At 62.1% G+C, this 26,403-nt stretch carries 25 protein-coding genes; 4 read left to right on the top strand and 21 right to left on the bottom strand.

The annotated features are described in order from the left end of the window. The first annotated feature begins 37 nt into the window (after positions 1-37). Positions 38-652, top strand: coding sequence for an energy transducer TonB (locus ACTJK7_RS22515; RefSeq protein ID WP_108559788.1), 615 nt, complete (start codon positions 38-40; stop codon positions 650-652). 4 nt (positions 653-656) lie between these two features. Here the strand turns inward: ACTJK7_RS22515 and ACTJK7_RS22510 are convergent, their stop codons facing one another. The 7 genes from ACTJK7_RS22510 to ppc form a co-directional block, all read right to left on the bottom strand. Beyond that, entirely contained in the window at positions 657-1,349 is a 693-nt protein-coding gene (locus tag ACTJK7_RS22510) for an extensin-like domain-containing protein (protein ID WP_108559786.1), read from the bottom strand. 2 nt (positions 1,350-1,351) lie between these two features. Then, positions 1,352-2,188: an isocitrate lyase/PEP mutase family protein gene (locus ACTJK7_RS22505; protein WP_108559784.1), complete on the bottom strand. Its 837-nt coding sequence runs from the start codon at positions 2,186-2,188 to the stop codon at positions 1,352-1,354. 32 nt (positions 2,189-2,220) lie between these two features. Then, positions 2,221-3,081: a DUF72 domain-containing protein gene (locus ACTJK7_RS22500; RefSeq protein ID WP_039769627.1), complete on the bottom strand. Its 861-nt coding sequence runs from the start codon at positions 3,079-3,081 to the stop codon at positions 2,221-2,223. Beyond that, positions 3,081-3,389, bottom strand: coding sequence for a hypothetical protein (locus ACTJK7_RS22495; RefSeq protein ID WP_007954720.1), 309 nt, complete (start codon positions 3,387-3,389; stop codon positions 3,081-3,083). Before ACTJK7_RS22495 ends, ACTJK7_RS22500 begins: the two co-directional genes overlap by 1 nt. 172 nt (positions 3,390-3,561) lie before the next feature. After that, complete coding sequence (gene tsaB, locus ACTJK7_RS22490) at positions 3,562-4,236, bottom strand: tRNA (adenosine(37)-N6)-threonylcarbamoyltransferase complex dimerization subunit type 1 TsaB (RefSeq protein ID WP_007954718.1); 675 nt, start codon at positions 4,234-4,236, stop codon at positions 3,562-3,564. Positions 4,237-4,330: 94 nt separating this feature from the next. After that, positions 4,331-4,981, bottom strand: a complete 651-nt coding sequence (adk, locus tag ACTJK7_RS22485; protein ID WP_064378963.1) for an adenylate kinase — start codon at positions 4,979-4,981, stop codon at positions 4,331-4,333. Between the two features lie 288 nt (positions 4,982-5,269). Then, entirely contained in the window at positions 5,270-7,900 is a 2,631-nt protein-coding gene (gene ppc, locus ACTJK7_RS22480; RefSeq protein ID WP_440781030.1) for a phosphoenolpyruvate carboxylase, read from the bottom strand. A 214-nt stretch (positions 7,901-8,114) separates the two neighbouring features. On the opposite strand from ppc, the gene ACTJK7_RS22475 reads away from it, so the two are divergent. From ACTJK7_RS22475 to ACTJK7_RS22465, 3 genes are all read left to right on the top strand, one after another. After that, positions 8,115-8,459: a hypothetical protein gene (locus tag ACTJK7_RS22475; RefSeq protein WP_011332654.1), complete on the top strand. Its 345-nt coding sequence runs from the start codon at positions 8,115-8,117 to the stop codon at positions 8,457-8,459. 367 nt (positions 8,460-8,826) lie between these two features. Then, on the top strand, positions 8,827-9,231 hold the full coding sequence (locus ACTJK7_RS22470; RefSeq protein ID WP_064378962.1) for a DUF4398 domain-containing protein: 405 nt from the start codon (positions 8,827-8,829) through the stop codon (positions 9,229-9,231). Positions 9,232-9,286: 55 nt separating this feature from the next. Continuing rightward, entirely contained in the window at positions 9,287-10,075 is a 789-nt protein-coding gene (locus tag ACTJK7_RS22465; protein ID WP_064378961.1) for an OmpA family protein, read from the top strand. A gap of 167 nt (positions 10,076-10,242) precedes the next feature. On the opposite strand, the gene ACTJK7_RS22460 is transcribed toward ACTJK7_RS22465, so the two are convergent. The 14 genes from ACTJK7_RS22460 to ACTJK7_RS22395 all read right to left on the bottom strand — a co-directional run bounded on the left by ACTJK7_RS22460 (position 10,243) and on the right by ACTJK7_RS22395 (position 25,833). Continuing rightward, positions 10,243-10,572, bottom strand: a complete 330-nt coding sequence (locus ACTJK7_RS22460) for a hypothetical protein (protein WP_064378960.1) — start codon at positions 10,570-10,572, stop codon at positions 10,243-10,245. Further along, positions 10,569-11,483: an alpha/beta hydrolase gene (locus ACTJK7_RS22455; RefSeq protein ID WP_007954702.1), complete on the bottom strand. Its 915-nt coding sequence runs from the start codon at positions 11,481-11,483 to the stop codon at positions 10,569-10,571. The genes ACTJK7_RS22460 and ACTJK7_RS22455 overlap by 4 nt, the downstream gene beginning before the upstream one ends. Before the next feature lie 165 nt (positions 11,484-11,648). Next, complete coding sequence (locus tag ACTJK7_RS22450) at positions 11,649-12,926, bottom strand: flavohemoglobin expression-modulating QEGLA motif protein (RefSeq protein ID WP_011332649.1); 1,278 nt, start codon at positions 12,924-12,926, stop codon at positions 11,649-11,651. 33 nt (positions 12,927-12,959) lie between these two features. Beyond that, on the bottom strand, positions 12,960-13,514 hold the full coding sequence (locus ACTJK7_RS22445) for a hypothetical protein (RefSeq protein WP_064378959.1): 555 nt from the start codon (positions 13,512-13,514) through the stop codon (positions 12,960-12,962). A gap of 145 nt (positions 13,515-13,659) precedes the next feature. Continuing rightward, entirely contained in the window at positions 13,660-14,364 is a 705-nt protein-coding gene (locus tag ACTJK7_RS22440) for a TetR/AcrR family transcriptional regulator (RefSeq protein WP_011332647.1), read from the bottom strand. Positions 14,365-14,482: 118 nt separating this feature from the next. Beyond that, complete coding sequence (lysS, locus tag ACTJK7_RS22435; protein WP_011332646.1) at positions 14,483-15,982, bottom strand: lysine--tRNA ligase; 1,500 nt, start codon at positions 15,980-15,982, stop codon at positions 14,483-14,485. 69 nt (positions 15,983-16,051) lie between these two features. Then, a protein-coding gene (gene prfB / locus ACTJK7_RS22430) for a peptide chain release factor 2 (protein WP_102621447.1) occupies positions 16,052-17,147 on the bottom strand; the annotation gives its coding sequence in 2 pieces (ribosomal slippage) (positions 16,052-17,074 and positions 17,076-17,147; 1,095 coding nt in all). Positions 17,148-17,372: 225 nt separating this feature from the next. Beyond that, positions 17,373-18,374: a response regulator gene (locus tag ACTJK7_RS22425; protein WP_011332645.1), complete on the bottom strand. Its 1,002-nt coding sequence runs from the start codon at positions 18,372-18,374 to the stop codon at positions 17,373-17,375. A gap of 48 nt (positions 18,375-18,422) precedes the next feature. Continuing rightward, positions 18,423-19,433: a chemotaxis response regulator protein-glutamate methylesterase gene (locus tag ACTJK7_RS22420; RefSeq protein ID WP_440781032.1), complete on the bottom strand. Its 1,011-nt coding sequence runs from the start codon at positions 19,431-19,433 to the stop codon at positions 18,423-18,425. Next, complete coding sequence (locus ACTJK7_RS22415) at positions 19,430-21,724, bottom strand: hybrid sensor histidine kinase/response regulator (protein WP_011332643.1); 2,295 nt, start codon at positions 21,722-21,724, stop codon at positions 19,430-19,432. Before ACTJK7_RS22415 ends, ACTJK7_RS22420 begins: the two co-directional genes overlap by 4 nt. Beyond that, entirely contained in the window at positions 21,721-22,404 is a 684-nt protein-coding gene (locus tag ACTJK7_RS22410; RefSeq protein ID WP_011332642.1) for a chemotaxis protein CheW, read from the bottom strand. Before ACTJK7_RS22410 ends, ACTJK7_RS22415 begins: the two co-directional genes overlap by 4 nt. Next, positions 22,401-23,678: a CheR family methyltransferase gene (locus ACTJK7_RS22405; RefSeq protein WP_011332641.1), complete on the bottom strand. Its 1,278-nt coding sequence runs from the start codon at positions 23,676-23,678 to the stop codon at positions 22,401-22,403. The genes ACTJK7_RS22410 and ACTJK7_RS22405 overlap by 4 nt, the downstream gene beginning before the upstream one ends. Further along, the gene (locus ACTJK7_RS22400; protein WP_011332640.1) at positions 23,675-24,211 is read right to left on the bottom strand and encodes a chemotaxis protein CheW; all 537 of its coding nucleotides are present in this window, start codon (positions 24,209-24,211) and stop codon (positions 23,675-23,677) included. Before ACTJK7_RS22400 ends, ACTJK7_RS22405 begins: the two co-directional genes overlap by 4 nt. After that, positions 24,211-25,833 (bottom strand): methyl-accepting chemotaxis protein, encoded by a 1,623-nt coding sequence (locus ACTJK7_RS22395; RefSeq protein WP_323151261.1) that lies wholly within the window; start codon positions 25,831-25,833, stop codon positions 24,211-24,213. The genes ACTJK7_RS22400 and ACTJK7_RS22395 overlap by 1 nt, the downstream gene beginning before the upstream one ends. Between the last annotated feature and the right edge of the window lie 570 nt (positions 25,834-26,403).

The raw sequence follows: 26,403 nt of genomic DNA, 5'->3' as shown, positions 1-26,403 counted from the left end.
CGCGCATTTTGCCAGAGCTGAGCGTCAACCGAAAAAAATGTCAGGCATTCTTCCCACATCGATTGGCTACCTTTCGCCCACAGGCGACTTCAGCCGTCATAACACTCAAGCATTGGGCGGCGTCAGCCACCTGTGGCAGGATTTCTTTGCCCAGGCGCTGGCCGAACAATCGAGTGATGTGGTGCCGGCCTGCGGCACTTTCCCGCCGGTTGATCTGGAAAGCCCTGAAGAACCGACCGTCGGCAGTGAACTGCACGCGCACATCATCAGCCAGCGCGAATGCGATGTGGTGGAAACCCAGGTGCGTCCGCCGGAGCCGCTGTTCCTGCCGATCGCCGAAATCGACATGACACTGGCCGAGCCGTACCCTCCATTCCCGCCGGAAGCCATCAAGACTCAGCAAAAACAGCAGGAATTCGACAGCAGCTGGGTTCGCCCGATCGTGATCAACAACGGTCAGCCGATTCCGGAGCCGGGCCCTGCCCCGCAGAAAAAACCGCTGTACCTGCCGATTGCCGAATTCGATCTGGATCTGCTGCAGCCTTACCCGCCGTTCCCGCCGGAAGAAATCGTCGAGCAGCAGAAAGCCCTGGACTTCGATAACGGCTGGGTGCGCCCGATCGTTCAGCAGAACCTGCGCATCGCCGCCTGATTTCTCAGCGACACACGCTCCAGCGTCCGACATCGACATGAAAGTGGTTGCGATGGGCGGCGTTGTAATCCGGACTCAACACCACACTGAACGCCTCGCAGGCACCATCGCGCACCTGACGTAGAAACTGCGCGTCCTGATTTTGCTTCGGCCAGTCTTTGAGTACGCTGATCGCGCGACCATCCGCCAGACGGAAGCCGGCAATGTCCAGCGCATCGGCGCTGGCGTGGCGACTGAGCGCGCCGTTCTCGCGGTTGTAGACGTTGCGGCAGGCGAAGCTGCCGAGGTGATCGACACGCGCCACCGACTGACCGTAGGCCCGCTGCGCCGCCGGTTGCAGCGTATGACGCTCGAACATCGCGAACGCCACGGCCAACGGGCAACTGGCGAGAAAGCTGCTGCTGAGCCCCACCCCGCCGCCCTGCACGCGCAAAGCACCCTTCAGCGGGCATTTGGCATCGGGGCTGTCGGCCTGTGGCGAAACCCGCAGGCCGGAGCTGCCCAATGCCTGCTCGCACAAGAGCGGATCGCTACGCAGACGCATCAACTTATAGCCTGTGAGCCAGTTGGGCGTCGCCTGCACGTCCAGCGGCGCCCACGGATTCCACCGCGGCGGCATATCGAGCCAGCCGCGCCAGACGCCGATCAGGCTGCCACCGATGATCAGCAGCCCTGCCAACAGCAGCCAGCGCCCCATGCTCATCCCTTGAAGAATTGATTGGCCCTGGCGTACGGCATCGAATGGGAGGTGAAGGTGAACGTGCCGGACTGCTGGATCTCTTCAGCCGCGCGGAAAAACTCGCCGAACGCCGCCAGGGCCAGCGCCGAACCGGTGCTGATCCGCTTCACGCCCATTTCCTCGAGCTGCTGCACGGTCAGTTTCAAGCCGCCGGACATCAACACATTGACCGGTTTCGGCGCCACCGCGCGCACCACCGCCAGGACTTCTTCGGCGGTGCGCAGGCCCGGCGCGTACAGCACGTCGGCGCCGGCTTCGGCAAAGGCCTGCAAACGGCGGATGGTGTCGTTGAGATCGGGATTGCCGTGCAGATAGTTTTCCGCACGGGCCGTCAGGGTGAAGGGAAACGGCAAGCTGCGCACGGCGGCGACGGCGGCTTCGATCCTCGCCACCGCGTGTTCGAAACAGTAGATCGGTGAGTCTTCCCGGCCGGTGGCATCTTCGATCGAGCCGCCCACAGCGCCCGCCTCGGCGGCGCGGATCAGACTCTGCGCCGATTCGGCCGGGGCATCGGCGAAACCGTTTTCCAGATCCACCGCCACCGGCAGATCGGTGGCCGCAACAATCGCCCGGACATTGGCCAGGGTATCGTCGAGACTCAGGCCGCCATCGGGTTTGCCTTGGGAAAACGCATAGCCGGCGCTGGTGGTCGCCAGCGCCTGATAGCCGAGACTGGCGAGCATCCTGGCGGAACCGGCATCCCACGGATTGGGAATCACGAAAATCCCGGGGCGTTCGTGCAGGGCTTTGAAGGCTTCGGCTTTACGGGCTTGTTGTTGACGGGCTTGGGCGTCCATCGGCAGGCTCCTGGGCAGGAAAGAAATCCGCCTCAGAGCAGGCCAAGTTGCTCGGCGGCGGGTTCTCTGTATAGCTCAGGCAAAGGTCGCAGGCCAGGCAAACGTTGCATCAGTTGTGCGTGAAAACGTTGCGCCAGCTTCGCCGCCAGAATGTTGTCGGCGGTGTGCAGGAAGATGTACGGCGTGCGCCCCTCTTCGATCCACTCGGCGATTTTCGCCACCCACGGCACCAGAAACGGATCGTTGGCCTCCAGCTCCGGATGGCCAATGAAGCGCACCTGCGGGAATTGAGTGAACGCTGCCGGACGCGTCGGTACGCGGGGCTTTTTCGATTGGGCGTGGATCACCGACGATTCGGTGGACAGGCAACTGAACAGTGCGCGGGGATCAAGACAGATGCGCTCCACGCCGCGATCCAGCAGCAGCCGATTGAGCAGTCGCTCACTCTCGCCCTTGGCGAAGAACTGTTCGTGGCGCACTTCCACCGCCAGCGGACAATCCAGCGCATCGATGAACGCAGCAAGCTCCGGCAAGCGGTGTGGCGTGAAGCTTTTCGACAGTTGCAGCCACATTGGCGAGACACGCTCACCGAGCGGCTTGAGCAACTGGAGGAAGGTTTCGGCGGCGGTCAGTTGATCGCGCAAGTCGCCGCTGTGGCTGATGTCACCGGGGAACTTGGCGGTGAAGCGAAAGTGTTCCGGCATCACCTCGGCCCAGCGCTGCACGGTGGCCGGCGACGGACTGGCGTAGAAGGTCGTGTTGCCTTCCACGGCGTTGAACACTTGCGAATAGAGTCCGAGGAAATCGGAGGTCTTGGCGTCTACCGGATACAGGTACTCGCGCCAGGCGTTTTCGCTCCAGGACGGGCAACCGAGGTAGTAAGGCAGATCCATCAGATGTACAGATCGAGGCCCAGCACGTCGGCATCCCAATCGACAAAACCGGCGGTGCTCAGGTAGCTGGCCAAGGCCATGGCCACGCTTTTCTTCATCGCGCGGTGATAAATCATGTCTTGTTGACGGGCGGGCAGATTGCTCAGGCGTTGGGCGGTGGCTTTGGCGGCACGGGCAGCCAGTTGCTCTTCGGTCGGGAATTCCAGCTCGCCGTCGATATCGTCGACGGACTCATCCAGCGCCGGATTGCCTTTGCGAGGCTTGCGCTTGATGGGGTAGGAATGAGTGGAAACGCCGTCTATACGCATAAAGTCATGCTCGGTATCGATGATGGCAATTTAGCGGCACCTGACCGACTTAGCAAATCGCCGAGTGATAACTAGAACACATAAAAGACAAAAGGTTTAAAGCGCGGGGTTAGAAACGGACGATTGGCAGATCGGGTGGGACCCTGCGGCGAATGCCACAGGGTGAATGGCCTCAGCGGGCTTTCGGGGTGGCCACTTTGTCGCGCAGATAAACCGGCTGGGCGTCGTCTGCCGGAATCGCTTCGCCGCGCTCCCAGGCAAAGCGCGCCAGGGTCAGCAGGTCTTCGGCGTGGGGCAGCATACCCGCATCGGACCCGCTCAGGTTTACAGCGATGCGTTCGCCATAACCCCAGCCAGTACCGGCACCGAACCAGTCGCCCGAGGCATCGTCCGGCAATGCGGCGACTTCCGGCGGCAGCACCGCCTCGGCGCCGACCAGACGCATCTCCCCGGCCGTCTCGCGGTAGCAGCCCCAATACACCTCATCCATGCGCGCATCGATGGCGGCCGCGACCTGGCTCACGCCGTGCTCGCGATAAGCCCGCTGTGCCAGCACGGCCAGGTTCGACACCGGCAATACCGGGCGATCCAGCGCAAAGGCCAGGCCTTGCACCACGCCAATCGCAATCCGCACGCCGGTGAAAGCGCCCGGGCCACGGCCGAAGGCGATGGCATCCACCGCTTGCAGGGTGGTGCCGGCATCGGCCAGCAGTTGCTGGATCATCGGCAGCAGTTTCTGCGCATGCAGGCGCGGGATCACCTCGTAATGGCTCGTGACCTTGCCGTCATGCAGCAAGGCAACGGAGCAAGCTTCAGTCGCGGTGTCCAGGGCCAGCAAGGTGCTCATCGATGTGTCCGTAAATCAGGTGGGGAAAAAGTGCGCCAGTATAAACAACTACGGCCCGCAAGCGGGCCGTGGATGATGCAGCGGATCAGGTTTTTCAGCTCAGGGCTTCAAGCACCTTGGCGGTGATCGCTTCAACCGAACCGACGCCTGGGATATGGCTGTACTTCGGCTTGCCACCGTTCCTGGCGGACAGGTTCTGGTAGAACTCCACCAGCGGCTTGGTCTGCGAGTGGTAGACCGACAGGCGATGACGCACGGTTTCTTCGGTGTCGTCCTTGCGCTGTACCAGCTCTTCGCCGGTGATGTCGTCTTTGCCGGCCAGTTTCGGCGGGTTGTAGACGATGTGGTAAACGCGGCCGCTGGCCTCGTGAACGCGACGACCGGCGATACGCTGAACGATTTCTTCGTCTTCAACGGCGATTTCGACCACGGCGTCCAGCTCGACACCGGCAGTCACCAGCGCTTCAGCCTGAGGAATGGTGCGCGGGAAGCCATCGAACAGGAAACCCTTGGCGCAATCGGCTTGAGCGATACGGTCCTTGACCAGCGCGATGATCAGGTCATCCGACACCAGGCCGCCGGCATCCATGATGCTCTTGGCCTTGATGCCCAGCTCGGTGCCGGCCTTGACCGCAGCACGCAGCATGTCGCCGGTGGAAATTTGCGGAATGCCGAATTTCTCGGTGATGAACTTAGCCTGAGTACCTTTACCGGCCCCGGGAGCTCCCAGCAGAATGACGCGCATCGATGTGCTCCTCAATTTTTTATATAAAAAACAACGGATTCGCCTCGTGGGGCCAATCTCATAAAACGGGTCGTGGCCGCCCAAACGGCCAAAGGCTGATCAAGATACACAGCAGGCTGCGCCCACACAAGACGCCAAAAGTCGGAGAAACCGGCGCCCGCCGCGACCTTGCGACGCGGTTCCCCAAGTCGCAACCCCATCATTAACTGTCGCCTGACCGCATTTTTCCCACGGCCAATAAACGGCACCCGAGGCTCGCCCCGGGTGCCCCGCCCCACGCAGAAAACCTTAGCCGGTATTTCGCAAACCGGCGGCAATCCCCGCCACAGACACCAGCAGCGCCTGTTCCACCGGGCTGCCCTGCTCGACATTCTGTTGTCGCGAACGCGCCAGCAACTCGGCCTGCAATAGATGCAGCGGGTCGAGGTAGGTGTTGCGCAGGCGGATGAATTCCAGGGTGTCCGGGCTATGTGCCAGTAGCTGCGACTGGCCGGTCAGGCCGAGGACGACGGAACACGCCTGCGACAATAGGTCGCGTAAGTGCACACCCAAAGGCAGCAAGTCCGGCGCCACCAATCGTTCGTCGTAGGACTGCGCAATGTCGGCGTCGGCCTTGGCCAGCACCATCTCCAGCATGTCGATGCGCGTGCGGAAGAACGGCCACTGCTCACGCATCTGGCCCAGCAATTCACCTTCGCCGCGCTCCAGCGCCTTGCTCAACGCGGTTTCCCAGCCGAGCCAGGCCGGCAGCATCAGTCGGGTCTGGGTCCAGCCGAAGATCCACGGAATCGCCCGCAGACTTTCGATGCCACCGGCACGGCGCTTGGCCGGACGGCTGCCCAATGGCAAACGCCCCAACTCCTGCTCGGGGGTCGACTGGCGGAAATACTCGACGAATTGCGGATTTTCCCGCACCACCGCACGGTAGGCCGCGACGCCGTCAGCGGCCAGCTCGTCCATCAGATGCCGCCATTCGGGGGTTGGTGGCGGCGGAGGCAACAGGGTCGCTTCGAGCACGGCGGCCAGATACAGATTGAGGTTTTGCTCGGCGATGTCCGGCAGGCCGAATTTGAATCGAATCATTTCCCCCTGCTCGGTGGTGCGGAAACGTCCGGCCACCGAACCCGGCGGCTGCGACAGAATCGCCGCGTGCGCCGGGCCGCCGCCACGGCCCACGGTGCCACCGCGACCGTGAAACAGCAGCAGTTCGACTTGCTGCTCACGACAGATTTCCACCAGCCGCTCCTGCGCCCGGTACTGCGCCCAGGCTGCCGCAGTGGTGCCGGCGTCCTTGGCCGAGTCGGAATAGCCGATCATCACTTCCTGCGGGCCTTGCAGCCGCGCGCGATAACCCGGCAGCAGCAACAGGCGCTCGATCACCGGGCCGGCGTTGTCGAGGTCGGCGAGGGTTTCGAACAGCGGCACCACGCGCATCGGCCGCAGTACGCCGGACTCCTTGAGCAGCAATTGCACCGCCAGCACATCGGAAGCGGCACCGGCCATGGAGATCACGTAGGAGCCCAGCGAAGCGCCCGGCGCGGCGGCGACTTCCTTGCAGGTGGCGAGCACTTCGGCGGTATCGGCCGAGGGTTTGAAATGCGCCGGCAGCAGCGGGCGACGGTTTTGCAGTTCGCGAGTCAGGAAGCTGATGCGCTGTTCTTCGTCCCACTCTTCGTATTTGCCGAGGCCGAGGTAATCGGTGATTTCGGTCATGGCCGCGCTGTGACGGGACGAATCCTGACGCACATCGAGGCGCACCAGAAACAGGCCGAAGGTCACGGCCCGGCGCAGGCAATCGAGCAACGGCCCGTCGGCGATCACGCCCATGCCGCACTCGTGCAGCGAGTTGAAACACAGCTCCAGCGGATCGAGCAGGTCGCGGTTGTTGTGCAGCACATCGGCCGGGGCCGGCGTGGTCGCGGTCAGCGATGCATGGGCCCAGTTGCGCGTGGCGCGCAGGCGTTCACGCAATTGCTTGAGCACCGCCCGATACGGCTCGGCACTGTCGCCGGCCCGGGCCTTGAGCGCGTCGCTGGCCTGCTGCATCGACAGTTCGGCGGCGAGGTGATCGACATCACGCAGGTAGAGGTCCGCCGCCATCCAGCGCGCCAGCAACAGCACTTCGCGGGTCACGGCAGCGGTCACGTTCGGGTTGCCGTCACGGTCGCCGCCCATCCACGAAGCGAAGCGGATCGGCGCAGCTTCCAGCGGCAAGCGCAAACCGGTGGCGGCGAACAGCGCCTGATCAGCCTTGCGCATATGGTTGGGAATCGCCTGCCACAGCGAGTGTTCGATTACCGCAAAACCCCACTTGGCCTCGTCCACCGGAGTCGGCCGGGTGCGGCGGATTTCTTCGGTGTGCCAGGCTTCGGCGATCAAACGTTGCAGGGTGATGTGGATCTGTTCGCGTTCGGCCGTGGTCAGGTCACGGTGATCCTGGGCCGCCAGTTGCGCGGCGATCGCGTCGTACTTCTGGATCAGCGTGCGCCGAGCCACTTCGGTCGGGTGCGCGGTAAGCACCAGTTCGATTTCCAGCCGCGCCAGTTGCCGGGCCAGGGATTCGGCGCTGTGCCCTTCGTTGCGCAAACGGGCGAGCAGTTCCGGCAACACGCGAGACTCGAACGGCGCGGCCTGGGTCTCTTCGCGGCGATGGATGAGCTGGTACTGCTCGGCGATGTTCGCCAGGTTGAGAAACTGGTTGAAGGCCCGCGCCACCGGCAATAGTTCGTCTTCGCTCAATTGATTGAGGCTGGCGCTGAGTTCGGCGTCCATCGAGCCGCGCCGATCAGCCTTGGCGCCCTTGCGGATCTGCTCGATCTTGTCGAGAAACGCCTCGCCGTACTGGTCACGGATGGTGTTGCCCAACAGCTCACCGAGCAGGTGAACGTCTTCGCGCAAGCGTGCATCAATATCGGTCATCAGCATCTCTCCAGCAGTAATCGGTGACGGATCGCAAGTGAGTGGATGAACAGAGAGTGCCGCTCTGGGACGCTTCTTACAAGCAGACGACGAAGGGACTTTAAACCTTGAGGGTTGCAGCTAGTCTCAAGAGTAAGCCGCACAACGGCTTGCCGCCGGCAGACGCCGGACACTCACCAAGACCTGCCATGAGCAGGTGCGACATGAGGTTCTTATGAAAATCCGTGAACTCGCCCAGCATTGGGAAGAAACCGCCAAGGGTCGCCTGACCGATACCGGCTACACGATTCATCTGGATGTGGAAGCTGCCGCTCGGCTGGCGGCAATCGCCGAGATGTACCCCAAACGCCACGCCGAAGAACTGCTCGGCGAGCTGATCGGCGCCGCCCTCGAAGAGTTCGAAGCGAGCCTGCCGTATGTGAAAGGTTCGACCGTGGTCGCCACCGACGAGGAAGGCGATCCGCTGTATGAGGATGTCGGCCCGACGCCGCGTTTTCTCGCCCTGTCGCGGCGTCATCTGCACGATCTGTCGGCCGCTGCCGGCAAGCAAAAACACTGATTCCGGAACACCTCAAAACGGTGGGCGTGGACTTGCCCGCGATGGCGTCAGTTCAGTCACAGATGTGTTGAATTTGATGGCCTCATCGCTGGCAAGCCAGCTCCCGCAGGGTCTGTATTTTTCCTCTGCTCTTACGCCATTTTTCGCCCGCGCGTACCACTCTCCCCCGCCAAAGTTCCCGGTTTAGAGCCTTGTCCGTTCGGTCAGAATTTTTTTTGGCGATGAGCCATCTTTTCTGAACTTTTGAAAAAAGCCTTCGGTCGGAACAGGTAACCACGCCTGGAACGAGCGTTTCAAAACGCGCTGACACATGACGGTTGTCACTCCTCGACCAGGATGGATTTCGAAGCTTCCAAGGAGTTAACCAATGGAGTTGAAGACCATGAAGACCCAAACCTCGTTCTCCCACCTGCGCGGTCTGAAACTGGCCGCTCTGGCCATCGGCACCAGCTTCGTACTGGCCGGCTGCGCCGGCAATCCACCGACCGAGCAGTACGCCGTGACTCAATCGGCGGTCAACAGCGCGGTCAGCGCCGGCGGTACCGAGTTTGCCGCCGTGGAAATGAAGCAGGCACAGGACAAGCTCAAACAAGCCGAAATCGCCATGCACGACAAAAAGTATGACGAAGCCCGCATCCTCGCCGAACAGGCCGAGTGGGACGCGCGCGTCGCCGAACGCAAGGCTCAGGCGATGAAAGCCGAACAAGCGGTGAAGGATTCCCAGAAAGGTGTTCAGGAACTGCGTCAGGAAAGTCAGCGCACTGTGCAGTAAGCGCGCATCCCGACCGCAAGGCTGAAACTCTTATCGATAGAAAGGACGAACGATTATGCGTAAACAACTGATGATCCCCGCTCTCCTGGCCGCAAGCGTTGCCCTGGCTGCCTGCTCGACGCCGCCTAACCCGAATCTGGAACAGGCACGCACCAACTACGCCGGCCTGCAGGCCAACCCGCAGGCGAGCAAAGTCGCGGCACTGGAAACCAAGGACGCCAGTGATTACCTGGACAAAGCCGACAAGGCTTATCTGGACAAGGAAGACCAGCACAAGGTCGACCAACTGGCCTATCTGACCAACCAGCGCGTGGAAGTGGCCAAGCAGACGATCGCCCTGCGCACCGCTGAAAACAACCTGAAGAACGCCGCCGCCCAACGTGCCCAGGCCCGTCTGGATGCCCGCGATCAGCAGATCAAGCAGCTGCAGGACAGCCTCAACGCCAAGCAGACCGATCGCGGTACGCTGGTGACTTTCGGTGACGTGCTGTTCGCCACCAACAAGGCCGACCTGAAATCCAGCGGTCTGGTGAACATCAACAAACTGGCGCAGTTCCTCCAGGAAAACCCGGATCGCAAAGTGATCGTCGAAGGCTATACCGACAGCACCGGCTCGGCGAGCTACAACCAGTCGCTGTCCGAGCGTCGCGCGACCTCGGTGCAGGTTGCGCTGATCAAGATGGGTGTAGACCCTTCGCGCATCGTGGTGCAGGGCTATGGCAAGGAATACCCGGTTGCGGATAACGGCAGCGTGTCGGGCCGTGCCATGAACCGTCGGGTGGAAGTGACCATTTCCAACGACAACCAGCCAGTGATGCCACGTTCGGCTGTCAGCTCGAACTAAGCGTTACGCGGTAACGAAAAAAGCCCCGCCTGATTTGATCAGGCGGGGCTTTTGTTTGACTGGAACTCTGTGGGAGCGAGCTTGCTCGCGATAGCGTCCTTTCAGTCAGCAATTATTTGACTGATCCACCGCGATCGCGAGCAAGCTCGCTCCCACATGGAACTGAATTATTGCTCAAGCTTCTGCGGCGTCTCTTGGCCCATGCAGCGCACAGCCTTTTTCTGACTGTTGACCAGCACCCCGGTCAGGCCTTTCTGCTCGGTATCGAACAGCACCAGCACGCCATCGATGCATTGCGCCACTTGCGGCGCCGGCGTCAGCGAGACCTTGTAGTCTTCGCCGGGAACGGTCTTGAGCATGGTGAATTCGTTGAGCAGCAACGCATCCTCGGGTTTGGCGAAGTGCAGGTAGCCGTAGTACCACAGGGCGCCGACGGTGCCGAGGATGCTGCAGATACCGGTGATGATCAGCGGGATGGCGTTGCGTTCTTCACTCATTGCGGACTCTCTGGTGGTTCGTCTTCAGAATTCGGGGGTGTTGGATAATTCGGGATCTCGCCGAGGCGGCGCAGGCCGTTGAAGTGTTCGGGATCGTCGAGGTAACGCAGCATCACCTGACGCCAGACCGGATCGCCGAAGGTCTGCACATGCCCGCCCCGAGTCAGTTGCAGCACACGCGGTGGCGGCGCAGCTTGATACAGACGGATGCCGTTGGAAAGGGGCACCAGCGGGTCGTCGAGGCTGTGGAAGATCAGTTTCGGTACGCCGTTGAGCTGCGGCATGGCGTTGATCGCACTGTCGCCATCCGGCACCAGCCACGACAGCGGCACCTGAAACGGCCACGTCAGCCACGAGGTGCTGAGGGCGTATTGGCCGACGCTGCGGTAACTGGCGGGCACGCCGTCGAGCACCAGGGCCTTGAGCTGCTTTTGTCTTTGCGGATGTTGCACCAGCCAGTGCACGGCCATCGCCCCGCCGAGGCTTTGGCCCAGCAGCACCAGCGGTTTGCCTTTGACCTCAGGCGCCTTGTCCAGCCAGGCGAAGGCGGCATCGATGTCCTGATAGATCGCCGGCAGACTTGGTTCGCCCTCGGACAGGCCGTAACCGCGATAGTCCACCAGCAGCACTTGATAGCCGTTCTTCGGCAGCCACCAGCTCCCGCCCAGGTGCATCGGCAGGTTGCCGCCGTTGCCATGCAGGTGCAGCACTGTGCCCTTGACCTCGACACCCGGTTTGGCCGGCAGCCACCAGGCGTTCAGTTTGAGGCCGTCGGCGGTGGTCAGGGTGACGGTGCGGTATTCGAGTTTGGCCTTTTCCGGCGTGAAGATCTGACCCGGCTCGGGATAGAACAGCAAGGAGCTGCAACCGCCGAGGGTCAGGAGCAGGCAAAGGATGCCGAGGATTCTCATCCGGTGAAACCTCGCAAAATTTCGAGTTGGAATTAGATCGTTCCCACGTCGAGGCGTCGAACCGTCCGCGTGGGAATGCCGCCATGGACGCTCCGCGTCCACTGTGACGCAGAGCGTCACGGGATGCATTCCCACGCAGAGCATGGGAACGATCAATCGTTGTGGTTACAGGATGTTGGAGTAATCCGCCTCGATCCGGTCCAGGCTCAAGTGATTGAGGAAGTTGGAGAAGCACATCCACGCCGACAGCGCGTTCATGTCACGGAACTGGTCCGGCAGGTACTTGGGCGGCACCACCAGGCCTTCGTCCACCAGCTGACGCAAGGTTCGCATGTCCTCCAGCGTAGTCTTGCCGCAGAACAACAGCGGGATCTGCTCGAGCTTGCCCTTGCGCACGGCCAACTGAATGTAGTTGTAAACCATGATGAAGCCCTTGAGGTAGGACAAGTCTTTGGTGAATGGCAGACCGGTCGGCGTCGATCCACGGAAAACGCGACTGGCGTTGCCGTAGCTTTCCGCCATCTCGAAGCCCTGCTCGCGGAAGAACTCGAAGATCTGCAGAAAGTCCGCGCCCTCCTCGACCATGTGAATGGCGCGGGTGCGGTTGGTCAGTTTGCGCAGGCGGCTGGGGTAGGAGGCGAAGGTGATGATTTCCATCAGGATCGCCAGGCCTTCCTGGGTCACCGTCGACGAGGGCGGGCCCTTGGACAGAAAGGTGCAGATCGGCTGGTTCAGACCGTTGAGGGTGGTGCCGACGTGCACCAGGCCTTCGTGGACTTCCAGCGCGCGCACGTCGCGGTCGTTGAACATCGCATCGGTGCGAATCTTGATGTAGTCGGCACCCGCCGCCGCGTCGGCGACGATACCGTCGGACTCAAACACGCGGATGGTTTCCTCGGCCTCGCCGAACACTTTGTTCAGGCGGGTTTGCAACAGGTGAACGGCGTCCTTGGCGGTAAGGGTCTTCGGTTCGTCCTTCAGATCGCCACGGCCGTCGATGTTGTTCAGGTAATCCGACATCATCAGGCCGAGGTCGGCCAGGGTCGGGTCACCGGCGTGGAACGCATCGGACGCGGCGCCGTACAGTTCCTGGGAAATCAGGCCGAAATCCTCGGTGCCGCGCGCTTCGAGCATGCGCACCACCATCCGGTATTCCTTGCACATGCGACGCATGATCTGGCCGACCGGATTGAACTGGCCGAGTTGACGGGTGATGTCCCGTTCGATGTTCTGGAATTCCAGCTTGACCTTGCTCGAATCGAAGGACAGCGGCCGGTTGAGGTAGTAGTCGCGGTCCACCGCCGGCAATTCCTTGCCCTTGGCCTTGAGGAAGCCCTTGCGGATGTTCTCGTCCCACTTGACCGCGTCGAGCACGCGGATCGGCGTCTGTGCCAGCACTATGCGATCGGACAGAATGCGTATCGTCTGCTGGTAATCGTCCACCCGAAACTCCTGTAGAAAACGTGACGAACTGAATTATTTGGCCTTGGCCTGATGCTGATAGCGCGCCGCTTCGACGAAAACGTCGGAATTGGCCGGGTCGTCGAGGTAAGCAAAGACCTTTTCAAGCGGGCTGTCGACCTGCACACCCTCGCCGTCATCGGTCTGGAAGCCCTGGCCGTCGAGGGTTTTCTGGGCGATGGCCTGGTTGATCTGTTCGAGGTCGAGGTTGTAAATCACCAGTTCACGTTTGTCGGTGATCTCGAAGCCGGCGATGGTGAAGTGCCCGCCGTATTGCGCCGGCACCTTCGCCGAGAGGTACCAGCGGTTGCCGTGACGCGACACCGTAAACGGATAGGCTTCACGCTCCCGGGGTTTGGCTTTGAAATACGCAACCGCTTGATAGCGGTCGTTGCCCAGGCGCGACAGCTCCAGATTCATCGGCTCGCCCCAGGCATTGGTGCTCGACCATCGGCCGAGCAGGCCCTTGGGTGCCGGTTCACTGGCGGGCAGCGGCTCGCGGAAGGTCACCAGACATCCGCTGAGCAGCAGGAACGACAAGGCGATCAGCACGCCACGCCAGGCTTTCATTCGACACTCCCTTGAACACCCGTTTCTTCTGATCGTTCCTACGCTCCGCGTGGGAATGCATACAGTGACGCTCTGCGTCACATTGGACGCGGAGCGTCCATGGCGGCATTCCCACGCAGAGCGTGGGAACGATCAGGGTCGAGAATTACACCGACGCGAGTACCAGGTGCATATAGCGCGTCAGAATGCCGAGCATGTCCTCTTCGGCCAAAGGCTCGGCGTCGTTGAGCAGGCCCTGATATTCCATCCGTCCGATAATCGCCGTCAACACCTTGGCATCCTGCTGTGGCTCGCGTGAGCCCAATACCTGGAACAACTGGCAGGTGCCCTGCAACAGAATCTGCTGATGGGAACGCACCAATTCCGCCAGACGCGGGTTCAGCAGCGCCTCCTGACGGAACGCCTGTTCGGCCATCAAATGCTCGCGACGATTCACCAGTTGCCGGTGCACGTAGTCGGCCATCAACCGCGCGATATCGTCGGCCAGTTGCGAACGCGACTCCGGGCTGCCGTCGCCGCTGACCACCATTTCGCGCAGCAGGCCTTCGTTGTTGATCCACAGCTTGGCCATGTAGGCCGCGCTGCGTTCGACGTACTGGGCAAAGGTATCGGTGAGCAGGTCATCGATGTCCTTGAAGTAATACGTGGTGGCCGACAGCGGCACACCGGCCTCGGCCGCCACCGCACGGTGACGCACGGCCCGCACGCCATCGCGCACGACAATGCGCATCGCCGCATCGAGAATGTCCTGTCGACGCTGTTCACTGCCCTGCCGGCTGGCCTTGCGGCCCTGGTACTGAACACTTTCAGCGACCGCAGTGGCGATTCCCGCTGCACCCTCTTGAGCCATTGCACCGATCACGACAGGCATACCTCTGTTGTTTTCTTCAAAATTAACCATTTGATACGTTTGTACCAGACAGGCAATAAAAAGCCGCCCATTTCAGGCGGCTTTTTTATTGAAACACTTACGCTTGTGGCCGCATGTGCGGGAACAGGATCACGTCGCGGATCGACGGGGAGTTGGTCAGCAGCATCACCAGGCGGTCGATGCCGATACCTTCGCCGGCCGTTGGCGGCATGCCGTACTCCAGCGCACGAACGAAGTCGGCGTCGTAGTGCATGGCTTCGTCGTCGCCGGCGTCCTTGTCGGCCACCTGGGCCATGAAGCGCTCGGCCTGGTCTTCCGCGTCGTTCAGCTCGGAGTAGGCGTTGGCGATTTCACGGCCGCCGATGAACAGCTCGAAGCGGTCGGTGACGTTCGGGTTGTCGTCGTTGCGACGGGCCAGCGGCGACACTTCGAACGGATACTGGGTGATGAAGTGCGGCTGCTCCAGCTTGTGCTCGACCAGCTCTTCGAAAATCATCACCTGCAGCTTGCCCAGACCTTCGAAGCCCAGCACCTTGGCGCCGGCCTTCTTGGCGATGGCGCGCGCCTTGTCGATGTCATTCAGGTCATCGGCAGTCAGCTCGGGGTTGTACTTGAGGATCGAGTCGAACACCGACAGACGCACGAACGGCTCGCCGAAGTGGAACACCTTGTCGCCGTACGGCACGTCAGTGCTGCCCAGAACCAACTGCGCCAGTTCACGGAACAGCTCTTCGGTCAGATCCATGTTGTCTTCGTAGTCGGCGTAAGCCTGGTAGAACTCCAACATGGTGAATTCAGGGTTGTGACGCGTCGAAACGCCTTCGTTACGGAAGTTGCGGTTGATCTCGAACACTTTTTCGAAGCCGCCAACCACCAGACGCTTGAGGTACAGCTCTGGGGCGATACGCAGGAACATTTCCATGTCCAGCGCGTTGTGGTGGGTTTCGAACGGCTTGGCTGCGGCGCCGCCGGGAATGGTCTGCAGCATCGGCGTTTCGACTTCGAGGAAGTCACGCTTCATCAGGAAGCTGCGGATGTGCGCGATCACTTGCGAACGCACGCGGAAGGTCTGACGCACGTCTTCGTTGACGATCAGGTCAACGTAGCGCTGACGGTAGCGCTGTTCGGTGTCGGTCAGGCCGTGGTGCTTGTCCGGCAGCGGGCGCAGGGATTTGGTCAGCAGGCGCACGCTGGTCATTTCGACGTACAGGTCGCCCTTGCCGGAACGGGCCAGGGTGCCTTCGGCGGCGATGATGTCGCCCATGTCCCAGGTTTTCACTGCGGCCAGGGTTTCTTCGGACAGGGTCTTGCGGTTGACGTAGACCTGGATGCGACCGGTCATGTCCTGAATCACCATGAACGAGCCACGGTTGAGCATGATGCGACCTGCAACCTTGACCGGGATCGCCGCCTCTGCCAGCTCTTCCTTGGTCTTGTCCGCGTACTGTTTCTGCAGTGCATCGCAATAGTTGTCGCGGCGGAAGTCGTTCGGGAAGGCATTGCCCTTGGCGCGCTCGGCAGCAAGCTTTTCCTTGCGCAGGGCGATCAGGGAGTTTTCTTCCTGTTGCAGGGCCTGGTCGAGTTGTTGGTCGCTCATGTCTTTAAATATTCCATCACAGGTTCGTTGCCCCCGCCGGCGACGGGGGACTTGAGGTCGGTTGAAAGCTTACAGCCCCGATTTCAGGCTGGCTTCCAGGTATTCGTCGATGTCGCCGTCGAGCACCTTGTCGCAGTCACTGCGTTCGATGTTGGTGCGCAAATCCTTGATCCGCGACGCATCGAGCACGTACGAACGGATCTGGTGACCCCAGCCGATGTCCGACTTGGTGTCTTCCAGGGCCTGGGACGCGGCGTTGCGCTTCTGCATCTCCTGCTCGTACAACTTGGCCCGCAACATTTTCATGGCGGTGTCCTTGTTGGCGTGCTGGGAACGTTCGTTCTGGCAGCTCACCACGGTGTTGGTCGGTACGTGGGTGATACGTACGGCCGAGTCGGTGGTGTTTACGTGCTGACCACCGGCACCGGAGGAACGATAGGTGTCGATCCGCAAGTCTGCCGGGTTGATTTCGATTTCCACCTTGTCATCGATCTCTGGCGAAACGAAAACCGCGGAGAACGAGGTGTGGCGACGGTTGCCGGAGTCGAACGGGCTCTTGCGCACCAGACGGTGCACGCCGATCTCGGTACGCAGCCAGCCAAAGGCGTATTCACCCTTGATGTGCACGGTCGCACCCTTGATCCCGGCGACTTCACCGGCCGACAGCTCCATGATGGTCGCGTCGAAACCGCGTTTGTCGGCCCAGCGCAGGTACATGCGCAGCAGGATGTTGGCCCAGTCCTGGGCTTCGGTGCCGCCGGAACCGGCCTGGATGTCCAGGTAGGCGTTGTTCGGATCCATCTCGTGGCTGAACATACGGCGGAATTCGAGCTTGGACAGGGACTCTTCGAGACCTTGAAGGACTTCGACGACGTCGTTGACCGCGCCCTCGTCGTTCTCTTCAACGGCCATGTCCAGCAGCTCGCGGCAATCGGCCAGGCCACCGTTCAGTTCGTCGAGGGTGTCGACGATCTGCGCCAGCGCAGCGCGCTCGCGGCCCAGTTCCTGAGCGTATTCAGGTTTGTTCCAGACTGCAGGATCTTCAAGCTCGCGATTGACTTCGATCAGACGCTCATGCTTTTGATCGTAGTCAAAGATACCCCCGAATAGTTTCGGAGCGCTCGGACAGGTCCTTGATGGTGTTCAGGATCGGGTTGATTTCCATGACGGGCAGCACTCGTTGGCGAACTTTTGAAAGCCGGCGAGTATAACGTAATCAAGCTGTCACGGCAGCCCGTCTGGCGGCTCTTGAGGCGATTCACTTGACATGGCCTGACACAGATCCCTGTGGGAGCGGGCTTGCCCGCGAAGGCGGAGTATCAGTCGACATCATTGCTGCATGACCCACCGCATTCGCGAGCAAGCCCGCTCCCACAAGGGTATCGCGTACCTATTCGATGCCGACCTGATTGCGCCCGTTGTTCTTGGCCAGGTACAGGCCGCGATCCGCCGCCGAGATCAGCAACCGGCAGTCGCTGCCCGACTCCGGCACCATGGTCGCCAGACCGATGCTGATGGTCAGGCTCGATCCTTCGGCCGGGGCATTGTGCGGAATCTTCAGCGCCGCGACCGTCTGGCGCAGCTTTTCCGCTACCAGCCGTGCCCCGCCCGGCGAGGTGTTGGGCAGCACCAGCGCAAACTCTTCGCCGCCATAACGCGCCGGCAGATCGGACGGCCGGGCGCTGGCCTCGCGGATTGCCGTGGCGACCTTGCGCAAGGCTTCGTCACCTTCGACGTGACCGAAGGTGTCGTTGTAGGACTTGAAGTAATCGACGTCGATCATCAGCAACGACAACTGGCTCTGGTCGCGCAACGAACGACGCCATTCCAGTTCCAGGTATTCGTCGAAGTGCCGGCGGTTGGACAGCCCGGTCAGGCCGTCGGAGTTCATCAGCCGTTGCAGGACGAGGTTGGTGTCGAGCAATTGCTGCTGGCTGACCCGTAACGCGCGGTAGGCCGCGTCCCTTTGCAGCAACGTCATGTAGGAGCGCGAGTGATAGCGAATACGCGCCACCAGCTCGATGTTGTCCGGCAGTTTCACCAGATAATCGTTGGCCCCGGCGGAGAACGCCGCGCTCTTGATCAGCGGGTCTTCCTTGGTCGACAGGACGATGATCGGAATGTCTTTGGTCGCCGGGTGATTGCGGTATTCGCGCACCAGACTCAGGCCGTCGAGGCCGGGCATCACCAGATCCTGCAGGATCACGGTCGGCTTGATCCGCACCGCATGTGCCACGGCAAGATGCGGGTCGGAGCAGAAGTGGAAGTCAATGTTCTCCTCATTCGACAGCCCACGGCGCACGGCTTCGCCGATCATCGCCTGATCGTCCACCAACAACACCATGGCGGCGTTCTCGTCGGTTTTGATGTCATCGATCTGTAAGTCATTCATGGGCGGTCACCTGAGTGCTGCGGGGGCCAGGATTGCGGATGGATGTGTTCATTTAGGGAAAATCTCCAGCAATCGTGGCGCTATCTTTTCCAGTGGACGGATTTCTACGGCCGCGTCGATGGCTGCGGCAGCCTTGGGCATGCCGTACACCGCACTGCTTTGCTGATCCTGCGCGATGGTCAGATAACCCTGTTGACGCATGAGCTTAAGCCCTTGCGCCCCGTCGCGTCCCATCCCTGTCAATAAAACCCCTACTGCGTCACCGTTCCAGTAGTTGGCGACGCTTTCGAAAAACACGTCGATCGAGGGGCGGTAGATCTCGTTGACCGGCTCGGCGGTGTAGGCCAGCGTGCCGTTCTTGAGCAAACGAATATGGTGGTTGGTGCCGGCCAGCAACACCGCGCCGGCCTGCGGCGGTTCGCCTTCGCGGGCCAGACGCACGTCCAGGCCGCTGGCGCTGGCCAGCCATTCGGCCATGCCGGCGGCGAATACCTGATCAACATGCTGCACCAGCACGATGGCCGCCGAAAAGTGGCGCGGCAGGCCCTTGAGCAAGACTTCCAGCGCCGCCGGACCACCGGCCGAAGAGCCGATCGCCACCAGCCGCTGGCGCGAGGCGGTACTGCGCGGTGCCGCAGGAACGGGGCGCGAGCGGGCGGTTTTCTCGCCGATCAGCCAGCCGATATTAAGGATTTTACGCAGCAGTGGCGCCGCCGCTTCCTGAGGGTTGCCACCGCCGATGGCCGGGGTGTCGACCACGTCCAGCGCGCCGTGGCCCATGGCTTCGAACACCCGGTGCACGTTCTGCTGGCGGTCCACGGTGACGATGACGATCGCGCACGGGCTCTCGGCCATGATCCGGCGGGTGGCCTCGACGCCATCCATCACCGGCATGATCAGGTCCATCAGGATCAGGTCCGGGGTGTTTTCCGCGCACAGGCGCACCGCTTCGGCGCCGTTGCTGGCGACCCACACCACCTGATGCGCCGGCTCGAAGGCCAGCGCACGACGCAGGGCTTCCACCGCCAGAGGCATGTCATTGACGATTGCGATCTTCATGCCCGCGCTCCTCCGATGAGCTCAACCACCGCGTCGAGCAGGGCGTCGTCATGAAAACTGGCCTTGGCCAGATAATAGTCGGCGCCGGCGTCCAGTCCACGGCGGCGATCTTCCTCGCGATCCTTGTAGGACACCACCATCACCGGCAACGATTGCAGACGGTTGTCGCGGCGCAGCAGCGAGACCAGTTCGATGCCGTCCATGCGCGGCATGTCAATGTCGGTGATCAGCAGATCGAAGTCCTCGGAGCGCAGGGCGTTCCAGCCGTCCATGCCGTCCACCGCAACGGCCACGTCGTAGCCGCGATTGAGCAGCAGCTTGCGTTGCAGCTCGCGCACGGTCAGCGAGTCGTCGACCACCAGAATCCGTTTGCGCGCGGCTTCCGCGGCCTGATTACCGTGGCGGGCAATGCGCTCCAGACGCCCGGTATTGAGCAGTTTGTCCACCGAACGCAGCATGTCTTCAACATCGACGATCAGCACCACCGAGCCATCGTCGAGCAAGGCCCCGGCGGAAATGTCCTGCACCTTGCCCAGCCGTTCGTCCAGTGGCAGCACCACCAGCGTGCGCTCGCCGATGAAGCGCTCGACCGCCACGCCGTAGATCGCATCACGCTCGCGGATCACCACGACCTTCAGGGTCTCGCCGCTGTTCTGGCTGGCCGGGCGTTGCAACAACTGACTGGCCGCCACCAGCCCGACGTGCCGGCCTTCGTGCCAGAAATGCTGGCGCCCTTCGACCTGCACGATGTCCTCCGGCGCCAGGTCGCACATGCGCTCGATGTGCGCCAGCGGGAAGGCATAGGCCTCGTCGCCGACCTCCACCACCAGGCTGCGCACCACCGACAGGGTCAGCGGCACTTCGAGATAGAAACGACTGCCCTCGCCCGCCGTCTGCTCCAGCACCACCGCACCGCGCAACTGGCGGACCATGTGCTGAACAGCATCGAGACCGACGCCACGACCCGACACTTCGGTGACCTTGTCGCGCAGACTGAAACCCGGCAGAAACAGGAAGGTCAGCAGTTCCTCTTCACTCAACTGGGCGGCGGTTTCCGCGGGCGACAACTGGCGTTCGACGATGCTGCGGCGGACTTTTTCCAGATCCACACCATTGCCGTCGTCGCTCAGTTCCAGCACCAGCAGACCGGCCTGATGCGAGGCGCGCAGACGGATCAGGCCTTCCTCGGGCTTGCCCTTGAGCAGGCGTTCCTGTGGGGTTTCGATGCCGTGATCGACCGCGTTGCGCAGCAGGTGCGTCAGCGGTGCTTCGAGTTTTTCCAGTACATCGCGGTCGACCTGAGTCTTCTCGCCCTCGATCTCCAGCCGCACCTGCTTGCCGAGGCTGCGGCCGAGGTCGCGCACCATCCGCACCTGACCCGACAGCACATCGGCGAACGGCCGCATGCGGCAGGCCAGCGCGGTGTCATAGAGCACTTGCGCACGCTGACTCGCCTGCCAGGCAAACTCGTCGAGTTCGGCGTTTTTCTCTGCCAGCAACTGCTGGGATTCGGCGAGCAAACGTCGCGCGTCTTCCAGCGCCTCTTGAGCTTCAAGGCTCAGGGCGTGTTCCTTGAGATGAACGTTAAGACTTTCCAGCGCCCGCAGGCCGTTGTTCTGCATGCGTTTGAGGCGCTGCATGGTGGCCAGGTGCGGCTTGAGGCGCTGGGTTTCCACCAGGGATTTGCTCGACAGGTCGAGCAGGCTGTTCAGGCGTTCGGCGGTGACCCGCAGCACCCGCTCGCCACCTTCAGTGGTGCGTTTGCTCTTGCGCGGCGCGGGCTCCGGCTCGGTCACCTCGACCGAGACTTCAACCGGCGCTGGCTCAACCACCGGCAGTGGCTGAAGCTGAAACTCGGCCATCGGCGGTGCGCTCTGAGCGGCGGGCACCACGGCCGGTGCCGCCGGGTCGAGCAAACCGCCCATCAACGCCACATAAGCCTCGATGTCCGCCGGTTGCGGGCCGTTGGCCGGGGTGGCGATGCGCATCAGCAAATCGGTGCCCTGCAACAACGCGTCGATATGCTCCGGACGCAGGAACAACCGCCCCTCCTGCGCACTGACCAGGCAATCTTCCATCACGTGGGCGACGCTGACGCCGCTGTCGATGCCGACGATCCGCGCCGCGCCTTTCAACGAGTGCGCCGCGCGCATGCACGATTCGAGCTGATCGGCCTGGGTCGGATTGCGCTCCAGCGCCAGCAGCCCGGCGCTGAGCACCTGGGTCTGGGCTTCGGCTTCGAGGCTGAACAGCTCGAGCAAGGAGGCGTCGCGCATTTGCTCGGGGGTCATGTGAGGCTCCGGGACACGGCGGACAACAGCTGTTCTTCATCCAGCCAACGCAGGCTGCGACCTTTGAAAGGCAACACGCCTCGGGTGTATTTGGCACTGGCCTGTGCGCCGGAACGTGACGCGGCGTCGAGGATTCGCTCGTCGATGGCGTGAATCCCGTCGACTTCGTCAACCGGCACCACCACCGGCCCGCCCTGGGCCGCGATGATCAGCATGCGCGGCATGATCCGCGCGCCGGTCGCCGGGGCTGCGCTGCTGTCGAGATCGAGCAGTTCGACCAGTGACAGGCACGCCACCAGCGCACCGCGCACGTTCGCCACGCCGAGCAAGGCCCGGGAGCGCTGGTGCGGCAGCGAGTGAATCGCCTGCAACGGCGCGACCTCCACCAGACTGCGGGTGGCCAGACCGAGCCATTCTTCGCCGAGGCGGAACATCAGCAGCGAACGGGTCTTCAGCTCGGTCTCGACCTGGATCGCCACCGGATCGCGCTCGTCCTGCTGCAACGCATAGCGGTCGAGCAGGCGCGTGGCGGCGGCGGAATACACCGAGCAATTGCGGCAATGGATGTGCTCATCCAGCAGCGGACAGGACTTGTCGCCGTGGATGCCGATGCGGTTCCAGCAATCGTCGATGGCCCGGGCGTCTTCGTGGGTGACGTTCAAGGTGTCGGACGGGATCATCGTTTACGCTCACTGTCGGCGGTGCGGCCGCTGCGGGCGGCGCGCTCCTGCAATCGTCTGGCGCCGGCCGTGTCGCCCTGGGCCTGCAGCAACGCAGCCAAGTGCATCAAGGCTTCGGGGTGTTGCGGTTCGAGGTAGAGCGCCTTGCGGTAAAAGCCCTGGGCTTCGAGGGCGCTGCCGGCGACATCGCTCAACAGGCCGAGCCAGTAAAACACCTGGGCCACCGGCTCATGGCTGCGCAAATACTGTTCGCACGCAGCCCGGGCCTCTGCGCTTTTGCCTTCGTTGGCCAGGGCGGCGATGTTGGCCAACAAGGTCGTGGCGTCGGGATTTGTGCTTTTAGCCGTCGCGGGCAAAGGCGTCACGCCAGCAAACGGACGGTTGCGCACCGGCGTCGGTGGCGTGCTGCGCAGCGGCTGGCGCACAGGCAACGGCAGCGGAATAGCGGTCGGCATCGGCAACGGTTCGGGCTGCGGTTCGCTGTGACGACTGAAGGCGAACGACTGCGGAATTCCGATCGAACGCATGCCGAGCCGCCCGAGCAGGCTGCCTTCGGCCGGGCCGATAAACAGCACGCCATCGACATGGGTCAGGCGCTTGAGCACGGCAAATACCTGCTGCTGGGTTGGCTGATCGAAATAGATCAGCAAGTTGCGGCAGAACACGAAATCGAACGGCGGCTCGTTGACCAGCAATGACGGATCGAGCACGTTGCCAACATGCAAGCGCACCTGCTCGCGGACGCTTTCACTCACCCGGTAACCTTCGTTCTCGGCAGAAAAATGCCGCTCGCGAAAATCCAGCTCCTGGCCGCGAAACGAGTTCTTGCCGTACAGCGCCCGCCGCGCCTTGTCCACCGACAACGGGCTGACGTCCATGCCATCGACCTTGAACTGATGGGGCTTGAGACCGGCATCGAGCAACGCCATGGCAATCGAATAGGGTTCTTCACCGGTGGAACACGGCAGGCTGAGGATGCGCAGCGCGCGCATGTTGTTCAATTCGCCCAGGCGTTTGCGCGCCAGTTTGCCCAGGGTGGCGAAGGATTCCGGGTAACGGAAAAACCAGGTCTCGGGGACGATCACCGCTTCGATCAGCGCCTGCTGTTCATCCCGCGAGCCTTGCAGGGTCTGCCAGTACTCATCGGCATTCACCGTTTGCGACAGGGTGATGCGCTGGCGCACGGCCCGCTCGATGATCGCCGGCCCGACCGAAGCGACGTCGAGGCCGATGCGTTCCTTGAGAAAGTCGAAGAAGCGCTGGTCGCTGCTCATGGCTGCTCCTCAAGCCGCGCCGGATCCAGCGGCGGTGTCGGGAACAACAGCGTGCGCACCGACTCGTCGAGCAAGTCGTTGACCCGTACCCACTGCACCAGCCCTTGCGCGTCTTCGCGCACCGGGCCCAGGTACGGTGCCTGACGATTGTCGAGGCCGTACGACTGAAACTCATCCGGGTTGCAGCGCAGGGTGTCGGTGGCCTGTTCGAGGATCAGTCCCAACCACTGCGCGGGTTGCGAGTCTTCCGCGCGGTAATGCACCAGCACCAGTCGCGTGCTGGTGCGCGCTTGCGCAGGATGGCCGAAGGTCAGGGCACTGAGGTCGATCACCGGCACCACCGTGCCGCGATAGGCGAACACCCCCGCCACCCAGTGCGGCGCCCGGGCAATCGGCTTCAACGGCAGGCGCGGCAGCACTTCGGCTACTTCCGTGGCGCGCAGGGCGTAGCGTTCGCTGCCGATGCGAAACAGCAGAAACAACGCCTGCTTCGCCACCGGTGCAGCGCTGCGTTTGGCGGTGATTTCGCTCATCAGACTTTGAATCGCGAAACGCCGCTGCGCAGGCCCACGGCCACCTGGCTCAGTTCGTCGATGGCGAAACTGGCCTGACGCAACGACTCGACGGTCTGGCTGCTGGCATCACCCAGCTGCACCAGCGCATGGTTGATCTGCTCGGCGCCGGTGGCCTGGGCCTGCATGCCTTCGTTGACCATCAATACCCGCGGCGCCAGCGCCTGCACCTGATGGATGATCTGCGACAGCTGCTCGCCGACCTGCTGCACTTCAGCCATGCCGCGACGCACTTCCTCGGAGAACTTGTCCATGCCCATCACCCCGGCGGACACCGCCGACTGGATCTCGCGGACCATCTGTTCGATGTCATACGTGGCAACAGCGGTCTGATCCGCCAGACGCCGCACTTCGGTGGCGACCACGGCAAAACCGCGACCGTATTCGCCGGCCTTCTCCGCTTCGATCGCAGCGTTCAGGGACAGCAGGTTGGTCTGGTCGGCGACCTTGACGATGGTCACCACCACCTGATTGATGTTGCCGGCCTTCTCGTTGAGGATCGCCAGTTTGGCGTTCACCAGATCCGCCGCGCCCATCACCGAATGCATGGTGTCTTCCATCCGCGCCAGGCCTTGCTGCCCGGAACCGGCCAGCACCGAGGCCTGATCGGCGGCGGTGGAGACTTCGGTCATCGTGCGTACGAGATCGCGGGAGGTCGCCGCAATTTCGCGAGACGTCGCGCCGATTTCAGTGGTGGTCGCAGCGGTTTCGGTGGCGGTGGCTTGCTGTTGCTTGGAGGTCGCAGCGATCTCGGTCACCGAGGTGGTGACCTGCACCGACGAGCGCTGGGCCTGGGACACCAGCGAGGTGAGCTCGGTCATCATGTCGTTGAAGCCGGTTTCCACGGCGCCGAACTCGTCCTTGCGCTCGAGATTCAAGCGGCTGCTCAGATCGCCGGTGCGCATGATGTCGAGGATCTGCACGATACGGTTCATCGGCGCCATGATCGCGCGCATCAGCAACAGACCACAGAAACCGGCGGCCAGCACCGCCACCACCAGCGACACAAACATGCTGACTTTGGCTGCCGCCACGGCCTCGTCGATGTTGGCCATGGCCTGGTCGGCGACTCTCTTGTTTTCGCTGATGATGTCGTTGAGCTTCATCCGGCCCGAGTACCAGGTCGGAGTCAGTTGCTCGTGGAACAGCTTGACCGCATCCGCTTCCAGATTTCGCTTGTGCAGATCGAGCACCGCATCCTGAATTTTCAGGTAGGCATCGTGATACTTCTCGAACGCCGCGAATTCGAGCTTGTCCTCGTCCGTGACCACCGTGCCACGGTAATTGGCCATCTGTTCCTGAAGCCGGGATTCGAAAGCCTTGTAATCGGCCGCATCTTCACTGCTGACGCCCTGCCCCTCCTTGAGGCCCAGCAGTTCCTGGGTCTGCAGGTAACTGTCGACCCACGCGCCACGAATCATCGAGCTGTAATAGACGCCGGGAATCGCGTCGTCACGGACGCTGTTTTCACTGGCCTCGATCTTCAGCAGCCGCGAATACGAGACGACCACCATCAGCAGCATGATGGCGATAATCACCGCAAAGCTCGCCAAAATGCGTTGGCGCAACGTCCAGTTCTTCACAGTCAGTCCTCGGGGCGGGTCGAAATGCGGGGGAGTATAGCTGAGGGCGGTGTTTCATTTATAAGACGGTTTGCCGCGCTCTAGCCTTCCGGTCATAAAACACGACGGGCTCTGGACAGGGACTTTCAAGGAATCGGAGGGTGGCGTGCCAGTGGCGCAATGGCAAAAAGGGGCGATGGATTGGTCATTTCGGTTTTAGATGATCCGAAGAGGCAGTAGCCATGTGCCATGGTGCGCAACTTCTTGCGCACTTGATTCGCGAAATCGCCGCCTTATTTCGCTACAGCCCCCGGTTACCGTCGCCTGTAGCCGAGTGCGCAACNCAGTACTGCGCAAGAAGTTGCGCACTTTTGCTTTCATCGCTGTTCAAAAAACGCTCAAACCCGCGAGCCAGAGCGGTCAAGTCCCCGGCTCCCGGGGACGTGGCAAAAGCTGGCACGCTCCTTGATAACAGTCAGGCACCCACCGGGCGATTTCGCCTCCCGGGCACCCTAACTTTATCCGCAAGGAGCACCTCCCATGGCAACACCAGCGTACATGTCGGTTACCGGCGAAAAACAAGGCCTGATC

Origin of the sequence: Pseudomonas sp. 22085 (assembly GCF_052045815.1) — a bacterium.
Taxonomy (GTDB): Bacteria; Pseudomonadota; Gammaproteobacteria; order Pseudomonadales; family Pseudomonadaceae; genus Aquipseudomonas; species Aquipseudomonas glycinae.
Note: the sequence above shows the minus strand (reverse complement) of the source record. Positions and strands in the feature narration are given on the sequence as shown.